The sequence below is a fragment of the Anaerostipes hominis (ex Lee et al. 2021) genome, from assembly GCF_002270485.1.
GTDB classification, from domain to species: Bacteria; Bacillota; Clostridia; order Lachnospirales; family Lachnospiraceae; genus Anaerostipes; species Anaerostipes hominis.
In genome coordinates, this window is record NZ_NQOG01000002.1 from 114,096 (window position 1) to 135,837 (window position 21,742).

Sequence of the window (21,742 nt, forward strand, 5' to 3'; positions counted from 1 at the left end):
GTTATATAAACTTGTCCATTCTGTCCCAGACATAAAAGACAAAGGAGAACGATATGCTGGATTTTAGGATTTTTACATTTCTTGAAGTATGTAAACAGATGAATTTTACAAAGGCAGCTAAAAAACTGAATATCACACAGCCTGCGGTGTCACAGCATATAAGATGGCTTGAAAAGGAATACGGGATAAAGCTGTTTGAGATGGAAGGGAAAAAGCTGAGTCTTACCGAAAAAGGAGATCTGTTCCGGAATGCGGCTATGACATTTCAGCACGATGAGATGTACTTAAAACATAAAATACAGGAAATGAAAAAGGGAAAACGCAGGTTTTATTTCGGAGCGACCTTGACGATCGGAGATTTTATTCTTCCCCATGCAGCGGCTGAATTTATTAAAATGCATCCCGACACAGAAATTTCAATAAGGATTGCAAATACAGAGGATCTCTTAAACCAGCTGGATCAGGGTGAGATTGATTTTGCCATGGTTGAGGGATATTTTGAAAAGAAGGAATATGATTACCGCATATATTCCAGGGAATCCTATATTGCTGTCTGCGGCAGAGACTATTGTTTTCAAAAGGAACCGGAGGTGCTGGAGAACCTGCTCTCTGAACCTTTGATAACGAGGGAGGCGGGATCAGGTACGAGAGAGATTATGGAAAAAAGTCTGGAGGGAAGGAACTTAAAGATCGGAGATTTTAAGAAAAATCATGAGGCCAGCAGTCTGCATATGATAAAAAAACTGGTGGCTGAAGGGTGCGGGATTACCTTCCTGTATGAGGCAGCCGCAAGAGAAGAATTAAGAGACGGTATACTGAGAAAACTGGAATTGAAAGATTTTCCGGTAGTTCATGATTTTACATTCGTGTGGAGGTATCATAGCATTTTTTCACAAGATTACCTTGATATATTCAACAGTTTGCACAAAGATGATGAATATACAATATAAATAGACAATAAATTAACGAAAGCTGTTGACACAACTTTCACAAAGTGATACTATTAGCTCACAAATATTTAGCTTACAAAGTATTGGCGGGCTAATAGTAGGGATGCTAATAAGTTTTATGTAAAAGCAAACAGGAGGAAAAAGAAAATGGTTGAATTTAAATTGACAAAAGAACAGCTGCTTGCACAGCAGATGTTCAAAGATTTCGCAGAGACAGAAATCAAACCAATTGCCAGGGATATGGATGAAACAGAAGAATTCAGCATGGATCTGCTTGAAAAAATGAAAAAATTCGGTATTATGGGAATTCCATATTCCAAAGAATACGGCGGAGAGGGTGCCGATGTCTTAACATATACACTTTGTATGGAAGAGATGTCTAAAGTAGATGCCTCTACAGGAATCACGATTTCCGTACATACATCGCTATGCTGTTCCTGTATCAATGACTTTGCTTCCGAAGAGCAGAAACAGAAATTCCTTCGTCCTCTGGTTGACGGATCTAAAGTAGGATGCTTCGGCCTTACAGAGCCTGGAGCGGGTACGGATGCCAGCGGTGTGAAGACAAGTGCTGTGCTGGACGGTGACCATTATGTATTAAACGGACAGAAAGTATTTACTACAAACTCAGGTTTTGCCGATACTTTTATCATTTTTGCAATGACAGATAAGAGTGCGGGAACAAGAGGAATGTCTGCATTTATTGTTGACAGAAACACACCGGGATTAGAGGTCAGCAAAAATATTCCTCGTATGGGTATCCGTGCTGCATCTAACTGTGAAGTTGCGCTGGTTGATGTGAGGGTTCCGAAAGAGAATGTGATCGCAGGTGAAGGAAAAGGATATAAGATCGCGATGTCGGCACTGGCAGGCGGACGTATCGGAATCGGAGCTCAGTCTGTTGGTATTGCACAGGGTGCGTTAGATGAGGCGATCAAATATGTAAAAGAAAGAAAACAGTTTGGGAAACCGATTTCTAAATTTCAGAATACACAGTTCCTGATCGCAGAACTCCAGGTGAAAATTGACGCTGCCCGCCTTATGGTATGGAGAGCGGCAAAGGCCAAAGACGATCATGAAAATTATGCTCCGCTGGCAGCATCCTGCAAATTGTTTGCATCTGATGTGGCAGTGGAAGTGACAAGAGCGGCTGTACAGCTCCTTGGGGGATATGGATACTCCAGAGAATATCCGGTAGAAAGAATGTACCGTGACGCCAAGATCACAGAGATCTACGAAGGTACATCTGAGGCTATGAAGATGATCGTAGGCGGCGGATTGTTAAGATAAGCTTAAAGCGGAAGGAGAATAAAGAGATGAAAATCGTTGTTTGTGCAAAACAAGTACCAGATACAACTGAAGTAAAATTAGATCCAAAGACAAATACCCTGATCAGAGACGGTGTACCTAGTATCATCAATCCGGATGATAAAGCGGGGATCGAAGCTGCCCTGCAGTTAAAAGAAAAATGCCCGGGAAGCACTGTGACCGTTGTTTCCATGGGACCGCCTCAGGCAGATGTGGCATTAAGAGAAGCACTTGCTATGGGATGTGATGATGCAGTTCTTGTTTCTGACAGAGCTTTCGGAGGAGCAGATACATGGGCAACCTCTTCTACGATCGCAGCGGCTATCAAAAAATTAGATTTTGATGTGATTATCACAGGACGTCAGGCAATCGACGGAGATACCGCACAGGTAGGTCCTCAGATCGCAGAACATCTTGGTATTCCTCAGGTCAGCTATGTGGAAGATTTAAATGTGGAAGGGGAGGACACTCTGATCGTTCAGAGACAGTTTGAAGACCGTCATCAGATCATTGAAGTAAAGACTCCTTGTCTGATCACAGCTTTGGCTGAACTGGCTGATCCCAGATATATGACGGTACACGGTGCATTTGATGCCTACAGAGAAAAAGAAGTAAAAGTCTGGGGGCTTGCAGACTTAGAAGATACCATAGACCAGGCAAACATTGGATTAAAGGGATCTCCTACAAGAGTAAAGAAATCTTTTACAAAACAGGCCAAAGGTGCGGGAACCATTTTAAAAGATTTATCAGCAGACGAAGCAGTGGCATCTATTGTTGGTAAACTTCAGGAAAAGCACATCATTTAAGCAAGGAGGAGAATTAAAAATGAGCAGAGACGTATACGTATTCGCTGAACAGAGAGACGGCGAACTTCAGAAAGTCGGAATCGAATTAGTTGGCAAAGCAAGAGAACTGGCAGACGACCTTGGACAGCAGGTTGCTGCAGTTCTGCTTGGGTCAGGCGTGAAAGATAAAGCGCAGGAACTGATTGCCTGCGGAGCAGATAAAGTCGTTGTTGTAGATGATGTTATGCTGAAAGAGTATGTCACAGAGCCGTATACGAAGGCACTGACAGCCGTGATCAATGCAAAAGATCCCGAGATCGTGCTTTATGGGGCATCTTCCATCGGACGAGACCTTGCGCCGAGAGTATCCGCAAGAATTCACACAGGACTGACAGCAGACTGTACTGCACTCGAGATTGATGAGGAGACAAAGCTTCTTATGATGACCCGTCCGGCATTTGGCGGAAATATCATGGCAACGATCGTGTGTGAAGACTTCCGTCCTCAGATGGCAACGGTCCGTCCGGGTGTTATGAAAGCGTTGGAAAGCGATGCATCCAGAAGTGGTGAGGTTGAAGAATTCAAGGTGGAATTCTCTGCTGCAGACATGAATGTAAAAGTACGCGAGACTGTAAAGACAGCTCATAAATCTGTAGACATCACAGAGGCGAAGATTCTTGTTTCCGGAGGACGAGGAATCGGAAGCGCAGATAAGTTCAAGATGTTAGAAGAACTTGCCGATGTTATGGAAGGCGAAGTATCCTCTTCCAGAGCCTGTGTGGATTCTGGATGGATCAGTGCTGACCGCCAGGTAGGGCAGACAGGAAAGACTGTTCGTCCGGAATTATATCTGGCCTGCGGTATATCAGGAGCCATCCAGCACGCAGCAGGCATGGAAAACTCTGAATTTATCGTAGCTATCAACCGAGATGAAGATGCTCCGATCTTTGACATTGCGGATCTTGGAATCGTAGGAGATTTAAATACTATCGTGCCGAAGCTTACGGAAGCGGTTAAGGCTTTGAAAGCTAAATAAGATATATAGAAAGAATAATTATATATAATATAGGGAAGAAGGAGAATAGCAGATTATTTTCCTTCTTTTTGTTTGTTTTAGCCGAGGGATAAAATAAAAAATAGATTGTTTTATTTGAAATAGAAGATATCAAGGGATATTAAAACTATCGAAAAGCATATTAGTAAAGGATTATCAAAGCAATTATTTTACCAATATGATTGTTTATGAAATACAAAAAGAAGATATGTCTAGTGCTAGAACTAGAATATATTCGGACATTAATTTACATTAGTGTTTTGCCAGCGTTTGATACTAACCAGATGAAAGAGTATCAACATCTAAAGAATAAGCTTAACGAGATACTATTGATTGAAAACTAATTCTTGTAATTAAAGGATTTTCTTCAGAAGCATGCGAAGTGACCGCTAAAATATGACAATTATACAAAAAGCCATATCAGCGGTGGACTCTTTAAGTTAAAAGGTGCCAAAGTCCACTTTATGTGACCGATTCTGTCCGTGATCTGCGTTGACTTTGAACAACAGAAAAATTATCTTTGGATATTGTCTTCAAGAACCTATATGTAGAGGTTCCGCTTGTGAAGATAAAGTGATATAATAATTGGCAATGAGTTTTGTTCTGATGTAAAGCAATGAGAGTACAATTATGGGAATGTAAGGAGTATGATGAAAGAATTGTTCATCTTGCGCTGGATTGTATTGCCATCCACTTGGATTATGGTATTAAAGCCAATTACCGTAAGGTGTAGATAGGATCTGATGGGAAGTTCTACGAAGTGTTGGCCGACTCAAAATCCATTATGACCAAGAAATGACGAGGAGGTGTCCTATGGGATATAGGTTTTATCCAGCGTTGATCACAGCAGCGATTGTCCTAATAGGACATGTCTTAAAATGGACTTCACTGCTCGAATATAAGAAGCGAAGAGATGAAACGATAGAATTCTCAAATAGATTCATAGAATTGGCAAATTACTATATCGAACACTGTTCGATTGAGCCTGAGTTGTATGCTGTTTGCATTCATGATGTTGATAAAATCCAAAAGGAGTTGGGGAACGATGGTGTACTAGCTGAGTTTGTTGATCCATTCAAACAAATCAAGGGGAGAAACTATCAACTGTTCATGAATATACTCCCTGAGATGCGTTCCATGGTAAACCAGCTTGACAGTATAATGATTCGAGAGCGAATAGGTCAATTGCCAGGCTTGTGTGATGATGCTCTTAGAAGGCATGTTGGCAATTTAGACAGGGTGATTGAACAAGAAAAAAAGAGTATTTTGAATCCATTCTTATGTTTTGGAAGTGGAATTCTCTTACACTAATTGGTTTGCTTAGCTCAATTATTACTATTGCCCTTGGGTGGGACGGATTTATAGACATTTTGCACAGTTTTATTTCTAAAATTTGAGTATAATACTTTGAATAGAACAGGAGGTGTGACCAATGACAGCAGAAGAGATTTTTGCCGGTGAATCCGACAATGTGGAATTCAAAGAAGAAATCCCGGTAAAAAGCGAAAGGTATATGAAGACTGTTGTGGCCTTTGCCAACGGCAGAGGCGGCAAGCTGATCTTTGGTGTGGAAAACAACACTTGGAAAGTCACCGGTTTTTCAAAAGAAGAGGTTTTTCAAAAAATGGATGCCATCACCAATGCCATTTTTGACAGCTGTGAACCGAAAATCATACCCAGTATCGGTGTGCAGGAAGTTGATGGGAAATCCATTATTGAAGTGGAAATCATGTCCGGTATGACGCGTCCTTACTATATCAAGAGCCAAGGTCTTTTGGATGGGACGTATGTCCGGGTGAGCGGTACGACACGTCATGCAGAACGTTATCAGGTGCAGGAGCTGATTCTGGAAGGCCAGAACCGTTATTATGACTGCGAACCCTGTGAAGGACTAGCTGTCACTTCTGAGGACATTGCCATTCTGTGTTCCAATATGAAAGCAATGGCGCTGCGAAACACTCTGACTGATGCAGAGAAGGCAAAGGTCAAAGACCTTACGCAAAACGTTCTGATTTCTTGGGGCGTTTTGATAGAAAAGGATGGGGCAGCTGTTCCGACCAATGCCTATGCGCTGCTGACAGGGCAGGCACATGAGCAGCCAATTATTCAATGTGCTGTTTTCAAGGGAACTGACAGAGCGTATTTTGTAGACCGCCGAGAGTTTGAAGGCTCCATTCAGGATCAGATGGAAGCAGCGTTCCAGTACGTGCAGGAGAAAATCAACCGTGGTATGAAAATCCAAGGAATGTACCGGCAGGACGTTTACGAACTGCCTTTGGACAGTGTGCGTGAGTTGATCGCAAATTCTGTTGCCCACCGCAGCTACTTGGAATCGGGCAATATTCAAATCGCTTTGTTCGATGACCGGCTGGAGGTCACTTCTCCCGGTATGCTGCTGAACGGTGTTTCCATTGCCAAGATGAAGGAAGGCTATTCTAAGATTAGAAACAGAGCTATTGCCAATGCATTTTCCTACATGAAGATTATTGAAAAATGGGGCAGCGGCATTCCTCGTATTATTCGAGAATGCAATGAATATGGCTTGCCTGAGCCGGAGTTTTTTGATTTTGATGGAGACTTCCGGGTGAATATGTATCGGAAAGCCGCCCCAAATACCAATTTGGAAATGATGAAAGAGGATTCGGCACAATTCGGAAATCCGGCACAATCCGGCACTGCCAGAATGCCGGATCAAGAAATTGCAATAGTCGGATTTGTAAAAAGCAATGGCAGCTGTACGACTTCACAAGTGGCCGAGCTGCTTTTGGTAAAAGATAGACGAGCAAGAGTTATTCTTGGAAGCCTTGTAAAAAAGAACATCTTAAAGAAGAGTGGAAACGCAAGAAACACGATGTATCTTGCGGGTGAACAGTTCCCGGAATGAAAGTGATAACATGGCAGAGTTGAACCTAAATCAGATAATTGAAAAGCTGAACGATAATTTTACGGGAGATATCTGTAAGATCGTTTTTTGATATAATGGTAAAGCAGATTCAACTGAGTAAATTGATTTTGTGGAACGAGAGGATACACCTATAAACAACCCTGGCACAGGCTAATAAAAGCTTTTAAGGAAAATGATATATAAATGAGAGATCGGGCAGGAAGGAAAATGAAATCATTCCCTTCCTGCCCGATTTCTTTGCTTATTACTATATGAGAGATTGTTGATATTATTATTGACAATGCTCAATAATAATGCTAAAATCAACTTAAAATATAATCAAAATATGATCAAAATATAATCATGATGGTTGGGGAGTGTAATATGAACAGAAAAAAACGCAATACAATGATGGCTTTTGGAGCCTTTGCCATATTATTTACCGGATATCCTCATGTCTGGTCTATCTACCAGCCATATGTGATGAAATCGGCAGGATGGAGCACGGGGCAGGCCTCCATATGCTTTTATCTGCCGACCATGTTTTTTGTACTGGGAAATATTTTAGGGGGCAGGCTTCAGGATAAAAAGGGGCCGACTCCCGCTGTGTTTATCGGGGGAACAGTCTTAACTTCAGGAGTGCTGTTGTCCAGATACATGCTCCTGCCGTCACCCGTTTGGATGTACCTGACGTTCGGAGTCATGCAGGGCATCGGGTCAGGAATGATCTACGCACCGATCCTTTCAACGGCTCAAAAGTGGTTTCCGGGAAGAACAGGGTTTGCATCCGGCGTTGTGATCACGGCAAACGGAATCTGCGGCCTTTTGATGGCACCGGTGAGCAAAACACTATTGGAGGCCGGAGGCCCTCAGCTGGCATTTTTGGCCGTGGGATTACTGATTGGAGTCTCATGGATTCTGGGAACATTGTTCATCAGGAAACCAGAGGAAACAGCAAAAGAGAAGATGCCGGTATCTTACGGGGAAACACGTCAGTACACCTCAGCAGAGATGGTAAAGACCAGAAAATTTTATTACCTGTTATGCACGATGATGTGCGGACTTATGGCATATTATCTCACATCGCCGTTATCGCAGACACTGCAGACGGACAGAGGCATCAGCGCAGCCCTCGCAGTGGGTTCGGTCATGGCAGGTTCCATATTGAATGCAGGGATGAGGCTGGTGCTCCCGTCTCTTTCAGATAAAATCGGCAGGATACAGTGCATCAAAGGTGTGCTCCTGCTCTCTATGGCAGCTATGGTGTTTCTCATAACGGGACAGAAGATATTGACAACTCTGGCAGTGATCCTGATCTATGGATGCTTCGGAGGGATAATGGGAAGTTTTCCTTCCCTGGCAAGCTCTATCTTCGGGCTGAGACATTCCGGACAGAATTATGGAATCGTTATGTTTGGGATTGTCGTCGTGACGGCACTGTCTCCATGCATTACAAACTTAATTGCGGCAGGGCAGTATCCGGTGAATACGACATTTTTAATCGGCTTTGTATTTTCAGCAGCGGCATTTCTGTTTTTAACCAGGCTGGAAAAAGAAATTAAGAATGAAAAACAGGAAAACGGGAAACAGAGGCTGGAACCACAGATAAAATTACAGTTGAAATGATATTAAGAGAAAGGAAGTATCAATTATGGCATTAGTGAAAATGAAACAATTACTGGAGCAGGCAAAAGAAGAAAACAGAGGATGCGGCGCGTTCAGTGTTGGAAATATGGAGATGGTCAAAGGGGCCGTCAAAGCTGCAGAAGAGATGAATACATCAATCATCCTCCAAATCGCAGAAGTGCGTTTGGAACATTCTCCCCTGCACTTAATGGGCCCGATGATGGTCCGGGCCGCAAAGGAAGCAAAGGTGGATGTGGCGGTTCATTTAGATCACGGTCTTACACTGGAGACTGTAAAAAAAGCACTGGAATTAGGATTTACTTCTGTCATGCTGGATGCTTCCCGAGATCCGTTTGAAGAAAATATAAGAAAGACAAAAGAAGTAGTGGAACTGGCAGCTCAATATGGAGCAACTGTGGAGGCCGAATTAGGGCTTGTAGGCGGAAGCGAAGATGGAAAGAGTGATCACGGGATTCAGTGTACCAATCCGCAGGATGCAAAAATATTCTGTGAACAGACCGGTGTAGATGCTCTGGCAGTGGCCATAGGAAATGCACACGGTGATTATCCGGTGGCGCCGACGCTGGAATTTGGTGTTTTAGAAGAAATCCGCAATATTACCAAGAAACCTCTGGTACTTCACGGCGGAAGCGGAATTACAGATGACGGCTTCAGAAAAGCTATCTCTCTTGGAATCTGCAAAGTCAACATTGCAACGGCAAGTTTTAACAGCCTGACAAAAGAAGTAGAAAAATACATAGGGTCTGAAGGAAAACATAATTATTTTGACATGAATGAAGCTATGGTAAAAGGTGTCTATGACAACGTAAAACGTCATATTGAGATCTTTAACTGCAAGTAAAGGTATTCCAAATTATATTTTGTTAAAAGGAGAAGCGCACCGGCTTATTTTACCGGAGCATTTCTCCTTTTTAATAATATTTTTGTTTTGAGGTAAGAGAAGAGGAATTTAAAATAGTGTCATAGCAGCCGTTAAAGACAAACGATGGCGGGAGAAAGCTGGAGATTATTAAATATTCAGCAGAGTATGATATAATGATATCAACAATGCGTGCACGAGAACGCGAGAGGAGAAAGAGTATGGCAGTTACGATTCAGCAGATTGCAGACCTGGCCGGGGTATCCAGGGGTACGGTGGACCGGGCATTAAATAACCGGGGAAGAATCCGGCCGGAAGTGGCAGAAAGGATCAAAGGGATCGCAAAGGAACTTGGATATCAGCCCAATATGGCGGCAAAGGCACTTTCCACCGCCAATCACGCACTTCAGATTGGAGTTATCATTCAGTACGCAGAGACTCCGTTTATGAAGGCAGTGCTGGAAGGCACGGAATTCGCGAAGGAAGAAGTCGAACGCTTCGGAGGACATGTATTTGTGGAGTGCATTCACGGTGGGGACGTAAAGAAGCTGCTCAAGACAATGAAAGATTTCAGGGAAGCCGGGGTGAAGGGGATCGCTTTGGTTCCCACCGACGATGAACTGCTCAAAAAGACGATCAATGAGTTTGTGGAAAAGGACAGGATTTCAATCATTACGATCAACTCTGACCTGGAGGATACAAAGAGGCTCTGCTTCATCGGGCAGGACTCCTATGCCAGCGGCAGAGTGGCCGGAGGACTCATGGGGGAGATTATCCCCGGAGACGGGAAGGTTATGATCCTGTCCGGCTCTCAGGAAAATGTAGCCACTATGGAGCGTACAAGAGGATTTTTGGATGAACTGGAGCACCATTATTCAAGGATAAAGGTCCTGGAGCCAAGATATGCATATGATGACGACTGGGTTGCCGGGAAGCTCCTGAAAGAACAGCTGGAAGAGACTCCGGATCTGGCAGGCATCTATATCACGGCGCAGGGGGAGAGCGGGGTCTGCGATACATTAAAAAAATACAGGCTGGAAAAGAAGATCAAAGTGATCGCCCATGACTATGAGGGAGAAAACCGTGAAAATCTCAAAAAAGGAATCATTAATTTCATCCTGAGACAAAATTCCTATGTTCAGGGGTATGAGTCTGTCATGGAACTATTCCATACACTCTGCGGCAATCCAACGAGACAGGGAGAGTTTTGGCACACAGATATTGTAATTAAAACAAGATGCAATCTTTGATTGTTACAAAAATATAATAATAATATTATCATAATATAATCATTTTAAATTTTCTGTTTATACAGAATGTATAAATAAAAATACAATATCGGACTGCGATATTGTATTTTTTTGTGCAAAAAGGATAGTATAAGTGAAATTATTTAAAAAATAATTGGAATTATTGTGTATGTTGCTGATTGCGTGCACGCGCACGCAATGTTATCATAAGTTCACAATAAAAAACAACAAATCAACGAACATATGGAGGTAGAGTAATGTTAAATGTAGGTGTAATTGGATGCGGCGGAATGGGAAAAGATCATATCAAACGTCTCACAAACAAGATCCAGGGAGCAAACGTAGTGGCAGTTTCTGATGTCTTTGAAGAAGGAGCAAAAGAAGCAGCGGCATTGGCCGGAGGAGCTAAGGTATATACAGACGGAAAAGATCTGATTAATGATCCTGATGTAGACGCGGTATTTATTGTATCCCCGGGTTTTGCCCACACAGACTCTCTGCTTCAGGCTATTGAAGCGGGAAAACGTGTTTTCTGTGAAAAACCGCTGGCAACGACGGCAGAGGACTGCAAAAAGGTTGTGGATGCAGAAGCTGCTTCAGGAAAACATCTGATCCAGCTTGGATTTATGAGAAGATATGATAAGGGATATGTACAGGTAAAGGAGGCGCTCCAGTCCGGAGAGTATGGTGAACCGCTGATCCTTCACTGCACACACAGGAATCCAGAAGTGGGAACCAATTATAATACGCCGATGGCAGTCCATGACACAGCAATCCACGAGATCGACACACTTCACTGGTTAGTAGACGATGAATATGAGAGTGCACAGGTGATCATGCCGAAAGTGACAAAATATTCCCACTCAGAATTGAAAGATCCTCAGATCATGCTGCTCCGCACAAAGAGAGGAATCTGCATCGACGTAGAAGTATTCGTCAACTGCAAGTTCGGATATGACATCAACTGCGAAGTGGTATGTGAAGACGGTGCGATCAAGATGGCTGAACCTTCTTACCCGAGCATCAGGAAGAATGCGGCAGTTTCAACAGCCATTGACACGGACTGCTTTGTAAGATTTGAAGATGCATATGACACAGAAGTCCAGAACTGGGTAGACTGTGCCGGGCAGGGAGTGATCAGCGGACCTACTGCATGGGACGGATACCTGGCGGCTGTGACAGCAGACGCATTGGTAAAAGCACAGGAGACAGGACAGATTGAACCGATCGTGACAGCAGAAAAACCTGAATTCTATAAATAAATCGGAGAATCTGCCATAGGATCATTACATAAATCAGGAGGAAATAGATATGAAAATTGGATTTAATGAAGCAACAGCACTGGAATGTAAAGGACAGTCTCTGATGGCTGATCTGGAAGCCTGTGAAAAATACGGATTTGATTACATAGAGATCAGATTTGACTGCATAAAGGATTATCTGAAAGAACACACGCTGGAAGAACTGGCTGACTGGTTTAAAAATCACCATTTAAAACCTTGGGCTTACAATACCTTGATCTTTTTTAACCAGAGAGACGAAAAAGGAGTGCAAGAAATTGATGAAGAAACAGATTTTATCATCGAAGTCTGCAAAGCCATCGGCATGAAGATGCTGATCACGGTTCCTTCATTTGATGTCAAAGACAAGAGTATTTCAGAGATCAAAGAAGAAGCAGTGGAACGCCTCCGCTACTTATCAGACAAAGTCGGAGAAGACATTAAAATTTCACTGGAATTCTGTGGTGCGCCGAACTGTTCCATTAACCAGTTCGGAACTGCTTATGATGTAGTGAAAGCCACAGACCGCGACAACGTGGGCATTACAGTGGATACGTTCCATTTCCATGAGATGTGTTCTGAATTAGAAGATTTGGAAGCGGCAGACGGAAAGAAAATTTTTGCTTATCATTTAAATGACTGTGAAGACCTGCCTCTTGGTTCCTGCGGCGATGACAAACGCCTGTGGCCCGGAGAAGGCGTGGTAGACCATGCGGGGATAGCAGCGGCCTTAAAGAAGATCGGATTTGACGGAGTATGTACTATTGAAGAATTCCGTCCGGAGTATTATGAAATGTCCCATGACGAGAACGTAAAGAAATCTGCTGAAGTGACAAGGGATTTTGTAGCAAAATACTTTGCATAAAGCATAAGGGGGACAAAGATGTCTATGAGTGAACAAGCAATAAAGATGACTATGAACGTGGAAGAAAATTTTGAGGAGCTGGAAGGGGAGTTTGCCAGGGTAAAGCTTTCTGAAAAACTGGCATACTGTGTGGGCGATCCTGCGCTGACGGTTGTATATACTCTGGCGAACACTCTGCTGGTTTACTTCTATACAAATGTAATCGGACTCTCAGCAGGAGTCATAGGAATGATCATGTTGGCGTCCAGAGCATTTGACGGTGTATCCGATGTTATCATGGGAACGATCATTGACCGGACTCATTCCAAGTACGGAAAGTCCAGAGTATGGATCTTGCGGCTGGTCATTCCTTATGCCATTGCTGCGGTACTGCTGATGACAGTCCCGCAGGGTACAAAAACAGTGCAGGCAGCCTATGTGTTCATTACATATAACTTACTTAACACCGTAATGTATACCGGAATTAGTCAGCCGTTCCATACACTCGGTTCCCTGATGAGCCGTGATAAGCATGAGAGGGAAACCATCAGCAACATCCGTATGTCTTTATCCATCACAGCAAGTATGGTGGTCACAGCACTGACACTGCCGATCATCAACTGGGTGGCAGTAAAGATCGACAATACCCAGCTGGCATGGATCATTGTAACAGCAGTATTTTCGGTCATCTCTGTCCTCATTCTGTTAAATACATTCCGCTGCTGTAAGGAAAGGGTAAAGGTTTCTGAAAAATCTGAGGAAAAACTTCCGATATTCACAGCGCTGAAGCTGATGGCAAAGAATCGGTATTTCCTGATCTCCCTGGGTCTTATGCTGTTCTATACGATCTATCAGATCATCCTTGGGATCGATCTCACCTATTACTGTCAGTATGTGCTGAATGATGTAAACCTGGTCATGCCGTTATCCATGGCTGAGAAAGTACCGATGATCTTTGTCATCCTTCTTCTGCCGAAGCTGATACCGAAGTACGGGAAAAGAAATATGATCGTAGCCGGATGCCTTCTCGGCATTGCAGGCCAGATTGTTTTCCTGTTTAATATCACAAGCGTGCCGCTGGCAATCTTTTCATCCATTATCCGTGGTATCGGAATGTCACCGTTCTATGGTGTGCAGTATTCGCTGCCGAGCGATGCGATCGAGTACGGACAGTGGAAGACTGGAAAACGGATTGAGGGACTTATGTTCTCTTCCATGAGTTTCGGACAGAAGTTTGGAGCGGGTATCACCAACGCAGTTTTAGGAGCGGCATTATCCTATGTGGGATACAACGGAATGGCACAGACAGCGGCAGAACAGGCACCGGCTGCCATTGCAGTCATTAAGGTGACTTATCTTTATGTACCGATTGCTGTATGGGTCGTGATGATGCTGATCGCCCTGTGCTATAAGCTGGACAAGACGTACAAGGAAATGATAGCGGAGCTGACCGTGAGGGAGCTGTCAGGGAAGCTTTAAAAATAAAGAAAGGTAATGATAGAAATGCTGGATAAAAAGAAAGTAAAACTGGGAATCGCGCCGATCGGATGGACCAATGACGATATGCCGGATCTGGGAAAAGAAAATACTTTTGAACAGTGTGTCAGTGAAATGGCTTTGGCAGGATTTACGGGGTCTGAGGTCGGAGGGAAATATCCGAAGAATGTCACCAAACTGAAAAAAGCCCTGGACTTAAGAGGAATTGAGATCTGTAACTGCTGGTTTTCCAGTTTCCTGATCTCCAAACCATATGAAGAAACAGAAAAAGAATTTATCGAACAGACCGATTTCCTGAAAGCAATGGGAGCAAAAGTCATCGGAGTGTCCGAACAGAGTTACAGCATTCAGGGAAAGGACCATCCGATCTTTGAAGGAAAATATGTAATGAACGATGAGGAGTGGAAGCTTCTCGTGCAGGGACTGAACAAACTAGGTAAAATTGCAAAAGAAAAGGGAATGATCCTGACCTACCATCATCACATGGGAACTGTCGTACAGACGGAAGAAGAGATCGACCGGTTTATGGCAGAAGTTGATCCGGAGCTTGTATACCTGCTGTTTGACAGCGGACACTGCTCCTTTGCAGGGATGGACCCGGTGAAAGTGCTTGAGAAGTATATTGACAGAACCAGACATATCCACCTGAAGGACCTTCGTTCTGATGTGGTGGCTCAGTCAAAAAAAGAAAGCTGGAGCTTCTTAAAAGGAGTCAGGAAAGGAACCTTCACTGTTCCCGGAGACGGAGACGTGGATTTCACACCAATCTTTGACATCATCGAAAAGAGCGGATACGAAGGATATGTCGTAGTGGAGGCAGAGCAGGACCCTGCCGTTGCCAATCCGCTGGAATATGCAGTGAAGGCAAGAAAATACATTGCTCAAAAAACAGGTTTATAAGTTGTCGGAAAGGAGAGTAGCTGCTCTATGAAAATAGCATTTGACGTGGATGTGCTGGCAAAGCAGATGGATATTAACCGGATGGTACATCAGGTGGCAGACTGGGGATACAAATACATTGAACAGTCTCCACATCCGAGGATCAATCCGTTTTATAAACATCCTCTGTTTTCCAAAGAATGTGAGGCGGAATACAGAAAGGCACTCCGGGAAACCGGAGTGGAGATCTCCTCTTTTATCGTGGTGTACCGCTGGTCCGGGCCGACCGAAGAACAGAGGAAGATAGCAGTAGCCAACTGGAAACGGATGATCGAGATCGCCGTGGACATGGGCGTGCCCGTGATCAACACCGAACTCTCCGGTGATCCCAATCAGCAGGAGATCTGCAGCGGCATGTGGTTTCGGTCTATCGAAGAACTGCTCCCGATCATCGAACGGGAAGGGCTCCGAGTAGAGATCCAGTCTCATCCGTATGATTTCTGTGAGCTGAATAATGAGACCTGTGATCTGGTAAAATCCTTTCGATCTCCGAACCTTGGATATGTATATTCTTCTCCGCACGGATTCTTCTATGACGAGGGAAAAGGTGACGTGAGATCAATGTTAAAATATGCGGGAGAAGAACTGACCCATGTACTGTTTGCAGATACGTTCAATCAGACTCTGGACTGCCGCTATATCGCCAACCCGCCATGGTTAAACAGCCGTGGAAGGGCCGATGTGACGATCCACCAGCATTTGGCTATGGGCGAGGGAGACGTGGATTTTGAAGGAATCTTTGAGACATTGAGAGAGATGGATTTTGCCAATAAACAGCTGAAAGAAAATGCACCGAAAGCCGGAGGAGACAATATCGCATGTGTATCCATGTTCGGGTTTCCGGAAAAGATGGAGAAACAGGCGCCGGAAGCAAGAGAACGCATTGAGCGGGAGCTTCTCTAAAGAAAGGGTGATAAATTATGATCTACCATACAACAGTGAAAGCTGCAGGAAGTGATGTGGCGGCATTTGCTAAAAAAGGATTTTTCATAACATTCGGTGAGCCGGCTCTTGTAAGCCTTAAAGACTTTTGTTATTTTGTCGAAGTGAATCCTGTCATGGGAGAAATAAAGCCGGGCAGCAGACTGGTCATTGACGGAAACGAGTATAGGATTACAGAAGTCGGCAGCATTGCGGCAGAGAATCTTGGGAAACTCGGGCATTTGACAGTATTCTTTCACGAAGACAGAGAATGCCTCCCGGGGAGCATCTGTGTGGAAAAGAGCAGGATGCCGGAACTGAAAGCGGGAAGCCGGATTTCTATTATAGAATAAAAAGAGAAAAAGTGAAGAATTGAACAGTATCTTTGGTGGCATTCGTTTTCCTATCGTCTTATACTAAATGAGAAGGAGATATAAGAGTCATGAAGATGAAATGAAACGGATGCTGGAAAGTTTAAAAAGAGACTATGGATATAATGACACAGACGCGGGTTTGGTATTAAAGGATATTTTAGTTCATGCCTGGAACGGTGAAATTTAAGACGGAAATATAGAAAAAACTGCTGTACCGATGATGAAAAATCAATGGTACAGCAGTTTTTTACATAAAAAGAATGCAGTCGGCGGGACTTGAACCCGCACCCAGTTAGCCCGGACTAGATCCTTAGTCTAGCGCGTATGCCAATTCCGCCACGACTGCACAACACAGTTATAATATCATGGATTTTATGGAAATGCAAATAAAAATTTGTATTTTTTTCTGAACATGAAGCCTTTTACATTTCGGAGGGTTTCATTTATAATAAGAGATGCTTTACAAATATAATAGAAAAGGAATGAAAATAGATGTTAATAGGATCACATGTGGGAATGAAAGGAAAGGAGATGTTTCTTGGGTCAGTCAAAGAAGCATTGTCTTATGGAGCCAATACATTTATGGTGTACACAGGTGCGCCGCAGAACACAAGGAGAAAGGATATAAGCGAGCTTAGGATTGAGGAAGCAAAAGCTCTGATGGAGGAGTCAGGAATTGAAACATTTGTCGTCCATGCACCGTATATCATCAATCTCGGAAATACGGTGAAGCCGGAGACATTTGAACTGGCGGTGGAGTTTTTAGCACTTGAAATCGAGCGGACCAGTGCCATGGGAAGCAGAACCCTGGTACTTCATCCCGGAGCTCATGTGGGCGCCGGAGAGGACGCAGGAATTGAACGTATCGTTGAAGGGCTGAATGAAGTTCTCACAAAAGATACACCGGTTTTTGTGGCTCTGGAGACCATGGCCGGAAAGGGCAGTGAAGTCGGAAGGAATTTTGACGAACTGAAGCGTATCTACGACGGCGTTAAATATAATGATAAATTAAGAGTATGCTTCGATACCTGCCACACAAGCGACAGCGGGCTTGATATTGTCAGTGATTTTGAGGGAGTCATGGATTCCTTTGATAAGGCCGTAGGAAAAGATCAGATTGCGGTGTTTCACATTAATGACAGTAAAAACCCCCGGGGTGCGGCGAAAGACAGGCATGAAAACATCGGCTTTGGGGAGATTGGTTTCAATGCACTGAATTACATTGTGCACCATGAAGATTTCGCACAGGTGCCGAAGATTTTGGAGACTCCGTATATTAAAGAGGAAGGGACCAAAAATTCTTATCCTCCGTACAAATATGAGATCGAGATGCTCAAAAATGGGACATTTGATCCGAGTCTGAAAGAAAAGATTTTAGAGACAGGAGGTAAATAGGCAATGAAAGTTACATTTATTGAACACAGCGGTTTTTGTGTGGAACTTGACCGGACGGTTTTGCTGTTTGACTACTATAAAGGAGCATTTCCGGAGATACCTAAAGACAAAGAGCTTTATGTGTTTGCTTCCCACAGCCATCCGGACCATTTTTGTCGCAGGATTTTTGATCTGGAAGAGAAATACCCGAATGTAAGATATATTTTATCCGATGATATCCCGGCAAAAGCTTCTCAAAATATCACAAAGATCAGAGAACATGAAGACCGGATGGTCGGTTCCGTTCGGATCGAGACGCTGAAGTCCAATGACGAAGGCGTTGCATTCCTGGTTACTGCCGAGGGCAGGACGATTTATCATGCAGGAGATTTAAACTGGTGGTACTGGAACGGGGAACCGGAGGAGGACAATGAATTTATGATCCGGACCTATAAAGAAGAAGTGGCCCGCCTTAGAGGAAGAGAGATCGATCTGGCATTTCTTCTCCTTGATCCTAGACAGGAGGATAAATACTGTAAAGGGATCAATTATTTCATGAAAGAGATTCATCCGAAAGCTGTGTTCCCGATGCACGCATTCGGAGAGTATAAGATCTCCAGGCATTATCTGAACTGTGATGACGGACGGGCTTATCAGGGCATCGTCAGAGAGATCACAAAGGCCGGGGAAGAGTTTATTCTATGAGAGAAAAGAGCTTAAGGCTGGTAGTTGCGTTTCCCAATACTACCAATGCCATGGCGATGGAGAAGTACTGCAGGCAGCGGGGTGTGGGAGGAAGGCTGATCGCGGTTCCTCCCTCTATTACGGCGGGCTGCGGAATGGCCTGGTGCGCAGAGCCGGAAGAGGAGGCTGCGGTGAAAGAAGTTCTTAACGGGCAGTCCATTGAGACGGAAGGAATTTACCGGATTTTGTTGTAAGGAGAGTTCTATGAGTGAAGAGAATATTGTGTTTTGCAAAAGCGGCGGCTGTACGGCGAAACTGGGCCCCGGGGTGTTAGAGCACGTTTTGAGCAGGCTCCCCAAGAAAAAGGATGACAATCTGCTGATTGGGTTTGACCATGTGGATGATGCGGCGGTTTACAGACTCAGCGATGATCTGGCCGTGGTGCAGACACTGGATTTTTTTCCGCCTATGGTGGAGGACCCTTATATATTCGGACAGATCGCCGCTGCCAATGCACTGAGTGATATTTATGCCATGGGCGGTACGGTGAAGACTGCCCTGAATATCGTGTGTTTTCCGGAAAAGATGGATTTAAACATTTTGGGAGAAATCCTGCTCGGCGGGAATTCCAAGGTCCAGGAAGCAGGAGGAACGCTGGCGGGAGGTCATTCTATTGCGGATGAGGATGTAAAGTACGGCCTGTCGGTCATGGGGACCATTCATCCCGGCAGAGTCTATGCAAATAACGGAGTCAGGGAAGGGGATATCCTTCTGCTGACAAAACCTCTGGGGGTCGGCATTGTGCTGGCGGCGAACCAGATGAAGGCGGCTTCTGCTGCGGCGTATGAACAGGCGGTGAATTCTATGACGACATTGAATAAATATGCGGCAGAAATTCTTTCGGGATATGAGGTCCATGGCTGTACAGATGTAACGGGCTTCGGGTTTTTAAAACATCTGGATGAAATGATCGAAGAACAGTATACGGCCGAAATCGACTCTTCCCAAATCCCATATATTGAGGATGCGGCGCGGTATGCAGATGAATTTTATCTGACCGCGGCGGGACAGAGAAACAGAAATTCGGTCGGAAGTGATGTGTGGTTTTCAGATGTTCCGTTCTGGATGGAGGAAATCCTGTTTGATCCTCAGACTTCAGGAGGGCTTCTGGCAGGCATTCGGCCGGAAGATGCACAGAGCGCGCTGGGAAAGTTAAAAAAACTCGGCCTGCCGTGTGCCGCTGTGGGCAGGATCACAAAACGGAGAGAGAAAAAGATTCTTGTTTACTAAGGGAAAGGAAGAAAGATGGAAAAAAGAATTGATGCTGTCGGAAAACAGTGCCCAATGCCGGTGATCCTGGCAAAGAAGGCTTTGGAAGAAACACCGGAAGGCGGAACAGTCACGGTGGTCGTAGACAATGATATTGCAGTCCAGAACCTGTCAAAGCTGGCAGTGCAGAAGCAATACGGTTTTGTGTCCAGAGAGACAGGCAAAAACACGTATGAAGTAAGAATGACAGTGGGAACCGCAGACAAGGAACAAACTGCGGAAGAAACCGGGAAAAGAACTGATAATATTCGGGAAAGAACAGGGGACACGGTTGTCGTACTTTCTTCAGATAAGATGGGAGAGGGAGATGAGGTCCTTGGGAAGATGCTCATGAAAGGGTTTGTCTTTGCGCTGACCCAGCTGGACCAAAAGCCGGACAGGATGCTCTTGTTTAATAATGGCGCGAAGCTTTCCTGCGAGGGGTCTGATGCATTAAAGGATTTAAAAACTCTGGAGGAAGGCGGAACTGAGATTCTTACCTGCGGAACCTGTCTGAACCACTACGGTCTGGAAGAACAGCTTGCCGTGGGAGAGGTGACAAATATGTATATGATTGCGGAGACAATGATGCAGGCATCGCAGATCATTAAGCCTTAAAGGCAGCCGGGAGGTATTTATGATTTATTTTGACAGTGCGGCCACCAGCTATTACCGCCCGGAATCCGTGGCGCTTGCGGTGGCGGAGGCCGTCCGGCATATGGGAAACAGCTCCAGAGGGCTTCATGGTGCGTCTTTGGATGCTTCCAGAACTATATACGAAGTGAGGGAAAAGCTTGGAAATATGTTTGGATGCGGGACTTCTCAGATCGTATTTACATCCAATGTAACGGAGAGTCTGAACACTGTCCTCTGCGGACTGCTCCGGCCAGGAGATCATGCGGTGACAACCGTGCTGGAACACAACAGCGTACTGCGGCCTCTGTACCGTCTGGAACAGCAGGGAGTGGAGTTCTCCGCTGCGGGATGTGATGAACTGGGAAATGTGAGTGCCCAGGATATAGAGTCCTTGTTTCAGAAAAACACAAGAGCCGTAGTCTGCACCCATGCGTCGAATCTGACCGGCAATCTGACGGACATCCGCGAGATCGGAAGACTGGCTCATGAGAGGGGAATTCTGATGATCGTGGACGGTGCACAGACCGCAGGTGTTTTTCCTGTTGATCTTGTCAAAGACCATGTGGACGTCTTTTGTTTTACAGGGCATAAAAGTCTGCTTGGACCCCAGGGAACCGGAGGCATGGCAGTGCGGCAGGGACTTCTCATAGCCCCTTTAAAAACAGGGGGCAGCGGGATCAAAACCTTTGACAGAGGACAGCCGGAGCAGATGCCGGAGAGATTGGAAGCCGGTACTTTAAACGGCCATGGTATCGCCGGGCTGGGAGCCGGCATCGATTATATCAGGTCACAGGGCATGGAAAAGCTTCGGCAGAAAGAACAGTGCCTGGCCGATATGTTTTATAAAGGCGTCCGTGAGATACCGGGGGTTACTCTGTATGGTGATTTTACAAAAGAGGAGAGGGCGCCGATTGTGAGCCTGAATATAAAAGAGATGCGTTCCGGAGAAGTAAGCTGCTGGCTGACAGAGGAATACGGGATCTGTACAAGATCCGGAGGACACTGTGCGCCGCTGATGCATGAAGCCTTTGGGACAAAGGAGCAGGGAATGGTCCGGTTCAGCTTTTCCAGCTTTAATACAAGAGAACAGACAGAAAAGGCAGTGGAGGCAGTAAGAGAGATTGCAGAAAGTTGAGGAAAAGGTATGC

The 21,742-nt window shown here is 44.7% G+C and carries 21 protein-coding genes and 1 tRNA gene; 21 read left to right on the plus strand and 1 reads right to left on the minus strand.

Translation table 11 applies throughout. The features are described 5' to 3' along the window. Positions 1-53: 53 nt before the first annotated feature. From CI597_RS03005 to CI597_RS03075, 15 genes are all read left to right on the plus strand, one after another. A complete protein-coding gene (locus CI597_RS03005; protein WP_024728215.1) occupies positions 54-950 on the plus strand; it encodes a LysR family transcriptional regulator in 897 nt (298 codons plus the stop codon). Between the two features lie 147 nt (positions 951-1,097). Then, a complete protein-coding gene (locus CI597_RS03010) occupies positions 1,098-2,240 on the plus strand; it encodes an acyl-CoA dehydrogenase family protein (RefSeq protein WP_024728214.1) in 1,143 nt (380 codons plus the stop codon). Between the two features lie 26 nt (positions 2,241-2,266). Beyond that, a complete protein-coding gene (locus CI597_RS03015) occupies positions 2,267-3,064 on the plus strand; it encodes an electron transfer flavoprotein subunit beta/FixA family protein (protein WP_024728213.1) in 798 nt (265 codons plus the stop codon). Between the two features lie 19 nt (positions 3,065-3,083). After that, the gene (locus tag CI597_RS03020; protein WP_024728212.1) at positions 3,084-4,079 is read left to right on the plus strand and encodes an electron transfer flavoprotein subunit alpha/FixB family protein; all 996 of its coding nucleotides are present in this window, start codon (positions 3,084-3,086) and stop codon (positions 4,077-4,079) included. An 831-nt stretch (positions 4,080-4,910) separates the two neighbouring features. Continuing rightward, positions 4,911-5,408: a hypothetical protein gene (locus tag CI597_RS03025; protein WP_024728211.1), complete on the plus strand. Its 498-nt coding sequence runs from the start codon at positions 4,911-4,913 to the stop codon at positions 5,406-5,408. A gap of 121 nt (positions 5,409-5,529) precedes the next feature. Next, entirely contained in the window at positions 5,530-6,981 is a 1,452-nt protein-coding gene (locus CI597_RS03030; protein WP_024728210.1) for an ATP-binding protein, read from the plus strand. A gap of 384 nt (positions 6,982-7,365) precedes the next feature. Next, positions 7,366-8,607: an MFS transporter gene (locus CI597_RS03035; protein WP_024728209.1), complete on the plus strand. Its 1,242-nt coding sequence runs from the start codon at positions 7,366-7,368 to the stop codon at positions 8,605-8,607. Positions 8,608-8,632: 25 nt separating this feature from the next. Further along, complete coding sequence (locus tag CI597_RS03040) at positions 8,633-9,469, plus strand: class II fructose-bisphosphate aldolase (RefSeq protein WP_024728208.1); 837 nt, start codon at positions 8,633-8,635, stop codon at positions 9,467-9,469. Between the two features lie 239 nt (positions 9,470-9,708). Next, the gene (locus CI597_RS03045; protein ID WP_024728207.1) at positions 9,709-10,737 is read left to right on the plus strand and encodes a LacI family DNA-binding transcriptional regulator; all 1,029 of its coding nucleotides are present in this window, start codon (positions 9,709-9,711) and stop codon (positions 10,735-10,737) included. A 257-nt stretch (positions 10,738-10,994) separates the two neighbouring features. Further along, on the plus strand, positions 10,995-11,999 hold the full coding sequence (locus CI597_RS03050) for a Gfo/Idh/MocA family oxidoreductase (protein WP_024728206.1): 1,005 nt from the start codon (positions 10,995-10,997) through the stop codon (positions 11,997-11,999). Between the two features lie 49 nt (positions 12,000-12,048). Beyond that, complete coding sequence (locus CI597_RS03055) at positions 12,049-12,882, plus strand: sugar phosphate isomerase/epimerase family protein (protein WP_024728205.1); 834 nt, start codon at positions 12,049-12,051, stop codon at positions 12,880-12,882. A 24-nt stretch (positions 12,883-12,906) separates the two neighbouring features. Then, complete coding sequence (locus CI597_RS03060; protein WP_024728204.1) at positions 12,907-14,340, plus strand: MFS transporter; 1,434 nt, start codon at positions 12,907-12,909, stop codon at positions 14,338-14,340. Between the two features lie 24 nt (positions 14,341-14,364). After that, positions 14,365-15,258 carry a myo-inosose-2 dehydratase gene (iolE, locus tag CI597_RS03065; protein WP_024728203.1) on the plus strand — a complete coding sequence of 298 codons (894 nt, stop codon included), beginning with the start codon at positions 14,365-14,367 and terminating at the stop codon, positions 15,256-15,258. Between the two features lie 27 nt (positions 15,259-15,285). Further along, on the plus strand, positions 15,286-16,200 hold the full coding sequence (locus CI597_RS03070; protein WP_024728202.1) for a sugar phosphate isomerase/epimerase family protein: 915 nt from the start codon (positions 15,286-15,288) through the stop codon (positions 16,198-16,200). Between the two features lie 17 nt (positions 16,201-16,217). Further along, the gene (locus CI597_RS03075) at positions 16,218-16,571 is read left to right on the plus strand and encodes a PTS glucitol/sorbitol transporter subunit IIA (protein ID WP_024728201.1); all 354 of its coding nucleotides are present in this window, start codon (positions 16,218-16,220) and stop codon (positions 16,569-16,571) included. Positions 16,572-16,853: 282 nt separating this feature from the next. Here CI597_RS03075 and CI597_RS03085 read toward each other — a convergent pair. Continuing rightward, positions 16,854-16,938, minus strand: a tRNA-Leu gene (locus tag CI597_RS03085). A 146-nt stretch (positions 16,939-17,084) separates the two neighbouring features. Between CI597_RS03085 and CI597_RS03090 the strand changes: the two genes are divergently transcribed. From CI597_RS03090 to CI597_RS03115, 6 genes are read left to right on the plus strand one after another with little or no spacing between them, the layout of a single operon-like run. Beyond that, positions 17,085-17,987 (plus strand): deoxyribonuclease IV, encoded by a 903-nt coding sequence (locus tag CI597_RS03090; protein WP_024728200.1) that lies wholly within the window; start codon positions 17,085-17,087, stop codon positions 17,985-17,987. Between the two features lie 3 nt (positions 17,988-17,990). Further along, positions 17,991-18,671 (plus strand): MBL fold metallo-hydrolase, encoded by a 681-nt coding sequence (locus CI597_RS03095; protein WP_024728199.1) that lies wholly within the window; start codon positions 17,991-17,993, stop codon positions 18,669-18,671. Beyond that, positions 18,668-18,904, plus strand: a complete 237-nt coding sequence (locus CI597_RS03100) for a DUF3343 domain-containing protein (protein ID WP_024728198.1) — start codon at positions 18,668-18,670, stop codon at positions 18,902-18,904. The genes CI597_RS03095 and CI597_RS03100 overlap by 4 nt, the downstream gene beginning before the upstream one ends. Positions 18,905-18,914: 10 nt before the next feature. Further along, positions 18,915-19,940, plus strand: coding sequence for a selenide, water dikinase SelD (gene selD / locus CI597_RS03105; protein ID WP_024728197.1), 1,026 nt, complete (start codon positions 18,915-18,917; stop codon positions 19,938-19,940). 15 nt (positions 19,941-19,955) lie between these two features. Then, on the plus strand, positions 19,956-20,576 hold the full coding sequence (gene yedF, locus CI597_RS03110) for a sulfurtransferase-like selenium metabolism protein YedF (RefSeq protein ID WP_024728196.1): 621 nt from the start codon (positions 19,956-19,958) through the stop codon (positions 20,574-20,576). Positions 20,577-20,595: 19 nt separating this feature from the next. Then, complete coding sequence (locus CI597_RS03115; protein ID WP_024728195.1) at positions 20,596-21,729, plus strand: aminotransferase class V-fold PLP-dependent enzyme; 1,134 nt, start codon at positions 20,596-20,598, stop codon at positions 21,727-21,729. The last annotated feature ends 13 nt before the right edge of the window (positions 21,730-21,742 follow it).

Coding starts and splice junctions, on each gene's coding strand:
- CI597_RS03005 (WP_024728215.1), top strand. CDS start 54: ATGCTGGATTTTAGGATTTTTACATTTCTTGAAGTATGTAAACAGATG.
- CI597_RS03010 (WP_024728214.1), top strand. CDS start 1,098: ATGGTTGAATTTAAATTGACAAAAGAACAGCTGCTTGCACAGCAGATG.
- CI597_RS03015 (WP_024728213.1), top strand. CDS start 2,267: ATGAAAATCGTTGTTTGTGCAAAACAAGTACCAGATACAACTGAAGTA.
- CI597_RS03020 (WP_024728212.1), top strand. CDS start 3,084: ATGAGCAGAGACGTATACGTATTCGCTGAACAGAGAGACGGCGAACTT.
- CI597_RS03025 (WP_024728211.1), top strand. CDS start 4,911: ATGGGATATAGGTTTTATCCAGCGTTGATCACAGCAGCGATTGTCCTA.
- CI597_RS03030 (WP_024728210.1), top strand. CDS start 5,530: ATGACAGCAGAAGAGATTTTTGCCGGTGAATCCGACAATGTGGAATTC.
- CI597_RS03035 (WP_024728209.1), top strand. CDS start 7,366: ATGAACAGAAAAAAACGCAATACAATGATGGCTTTTGGAGCCTTTGCC.
- CI597_RS03040 (WP_024728208.1), top strand. CDS start 8,633: ATGGCATTAGTGAAAATGAAACAATTACTGGAGCAGGCAAAAGAAGAA.
- CI597_RS03045 (WP_024728207.1), top strand. CDS start 9,709: ATGGCAGTTACGATTCAGCAGATTGCAGACCTGGCCGGGGTATCCAGG.
- CI597_RS03050 (WP_024728206.1), top strand. CDS start 10,995: ATGTTAAATGTAGGTGTAATTGGATGCGGCGGAATGGGAAAAGATCAT.
- CI597_RS03055 (WP_024728205.1), top strand. CDS start 12,049: ATGAAAATTGGATTTAATGAAGCAACAGCACTGGAATGTAAAGGACAG.
- CI597_RS03060 (WP_024728204.1), top strand. CDS start 12,907: ATGAGTGAACAAGCAATAAAGATGACTATGAACGTGGAAGAAAATTTT.
- iolE (WP_024728203.1), top strand. CDS start 14,365: ATGCTGGATAAAAAGAAAGTAAAACTGGGAATCGCGCCGATCGGATGG.
- CI597_RS03070 (WP_024728202.1), top strand. CDS start 15,286: ATGAAAATAGCATTTGACGTGGATGTGCTGGCAAAGCAGATGGATATT.
- CI597_RS03075 (WP_024728201.1), top strand. CDS start 16,218: ATGATCTACCATACAACAGTGAAAGCTGCAGGAAGTGATGTGGCGGCA.
- CI597_RS03090 (WP_024728200.1), top strand. CDS start 17,085: ATGTTAATAGGATCACATGTGGGAATGAAAGGAAAGGAGATGTTTCTT.
- CI597_RS03095 (WP_024728199.1), top strand. CDS start 17,991: ATGAAAGTTACATTTATTGAACACAGCGGTTTTTGTGTGGAACTTGAC.
- CI597_RS03100 (WP_024728198.1), top strand. CDS start 18,668: ATGAGAGAAAAGAGCTTAAGGCTGGTAGTTGCGTTTCCCAATACTACC.
- selD (WP_024728197.1), top strand. CDS start 18,915: ATGAGTGAAGAGAATATTGTGTTTTGCAAAAGCGGCGGCTGTACGGCG.
- yedF (WP_024728196.1), top strand. CDS start 19,956: ATGGAAAAAAGAATTGATGCTGTCGGAAAACAGTGCCCAATGCCGGTG.
- CI597_RS03115 (WP_024728195.1), top strand. CDS start 20,596: ATGATTTATTTTGACAGTGCGGCCACCAGCTATTACCGCCCGGAATCC.